Annotated in this window: 2 protein-coding genes; both read right to left on the bottom strand. The window is 41.3% G+C overall.

Translation table 11 applies throughout. The features are described 5' to 3' along the window. A partial coding sequence (locus tag F6K37_RS39590) for a DUF6851 domain-containing protein (RefSeq protein ID WP_353839070.1) occupies positions 1–475 on the bottom strand: 475 nt, incomplete at its 3' end. An 884-nt stretch (positions 476–1,359) separates the two neighbouring features. Next, complete coding sequence (locus F6K37_RS39585) at positions 1,360–1,563, bottom strand: hypothetical protein (protein WP_008190940.1); 204 nt, start codon at positions 1,561–1,563, stop codon at positions 1,360–1,362. Positions 1,564–2,089: the final 526 nt, after the last annotated feature.

Here is a 2,089-nt window from a genome sequence, read left to right as displayed (position 1 = left end):
CGTTGGTAGCAGTAGGGATAGAAGCAGAGTTGCCAGCAAGCGATCGCACATCAGTCAGAAGGGCATCGAAAGAAGCAACCTCAGAAGGGAAAAGGTCCGAGAGGACGCTATGAGCGGCATAGCTAATCGCTAGAGACTTATTTTCGAGGGTGTTCTCAATATCAGGACGTTGCAGAGTATCCCCAAGAGTGGTGCTAATCGGTGTTCCTTCATAAGCCGACCAGGCATCGTACATAGCAGTACCCAAGATGCCATAAGCCCGGGAGGCTCCTGTCGGACCCAATTGCGGGTTATTTTCTACTGCCCTCAAGGCTTGATCCACCCACAGATTAGCGCTGTTGTCTAGTGTCAGGTCTATGGCTTGTGCTGGTAAGCCAAGGGATAGCCCTGCGGTTGTTACTCCAATGGTTAGGAGTGAGGAGAGATGCTGTCGTTTTGTCAGCCCTTGATGGTGAGCCGAAAATAAATTTTTCATATTTACACCCGTGACTGGTTGTTCTTGAAAAGACCTTTTGCAAAAGTCAATTTCTACCAGGTAACTACAGTAGTTATCACCCTGTTGTTGGCTTTTTATGCAAGAGGTCTAAAAATTGGACGGTAGATTGGACGGTTTTTACGAGGCAACTACAGTAGTTATCACCCTGTTGTTGGCTTTTTATGCAAGAGGTCTAAAAATTGGACGGTAGATTGGACGGTAGATTGGACGGTAGCAAAAGGTCCTTCCCGATCGGATTGGTTACCTGGGAAAAAGCAATGATGAGATCAGGTCGTCTCACCAATTTAGGATAAAATTTAGGATAAATAGTCTCCCGAGAACACTACAGGGTAAGCATTCAGCATTCAGCATTCAGCATTCAGCATTCAGCATTCAGGTATCAGCATTCAGGTATCAGCATTCAGGTATCAGCATTCAGCTATCAGCATTCAGCTATCAGCCATTGGCAAACGGCTGACGGCTGACGGCTGACGGCTGACGGCACCTCAAGTAGCACCATCTGTAGCGCATATGCTTACACTACAGGTAAAAACACTGATGTCTTGCCGTTGAATCAAGTTCCAAAATAGATTCAAATAAGACCCATATTATAGTAGCATGGTAAACGCATCTTGTCAATTAATTCGTAATTATTCTCAATAATTAAAAAAAAATCGAAAAAAATTATCAATAAATTCTGCATTCTTGTGGTTGTTGACAAGGCATTTTACACATATAGTGTTTTGTGAATTCAATAAACACTATATATAAGTCATAAAATTAGATGCGTTTACCCTGAACAGACTAGGAACTCTGAGCATAAATTCCTTAGATCTGGTTGATTAATCAGAGTCTTTGGGAGTTCTCGGTACTTGACACATAGGTCAAAATTTTTGGCTAGATTTAAATCCTTCACAGTTATCATCCGTATTTTCACAAACAACGTCAATCCTCATCAGTAAACTTCTTGGTAACTTTAAGAAATCTTCATAAAAGATATCCATATTTTCACAAGTTTCACAGAAACTGGGAATCGTCATGATTAGAGTTACCGCTACCAGGGTAAACCGGGACAAAATTCTGACCATAATTAGCTCAATATCCCAGAGGCCAAAACCATCGCTAGATCAGGTTTACTGCCTTAAGTTGGTAGCACTTATTAATCACGTTTCTGTTATTGATTCGATTTGGCCAACCTCATGGTCATGATCTTCACAAATTAGTCTCGTATTTTCACAGGAAAAATCCCTGGTCATAATCAGAGTTACTGATAACGACCAGTAGTTTTCACAAATCCTCAGGTTTTGTTCACCTAATTGTCACAATCTTCACAGAGTTCGTATTTTGAGTAATATAGCAGTCGCCAGGGCAGTTAGGACATGACAAAAGTCTCACACCCTTTGTAAGCGCAAGAGTTTTACTTCTGACTTCTGACTTCTGCTATAACTCCCCAAAATTGCGGGGATTTCAGCTAGGGAAAAGGTATTTGGCGAAATTTGAACTGTTATAAAACCTTTTCCCTGTTCTGTTTCAGCTTTATTGACCTGAATCAGTAGTAAGCTAGATTCATTATTGAACCGTTGACTTGAGATGTTTATGCGCTAACCACTACTA

It is taken from the genome of Moorena sp. SIO4E2 (assembly GCF_010671945.1).
GTDB classification, from domain to species: Bacteria; Cyanobacteriota; Cyanobacteriia; order Cyanobacteriales; family Coleofasciculaceae; genus Moorena; species Moorena producens.
Note: the sequence above shows the minus strand (reverse complement) of the source record. Positions and strands in the feature narration are given on the sequence as shown.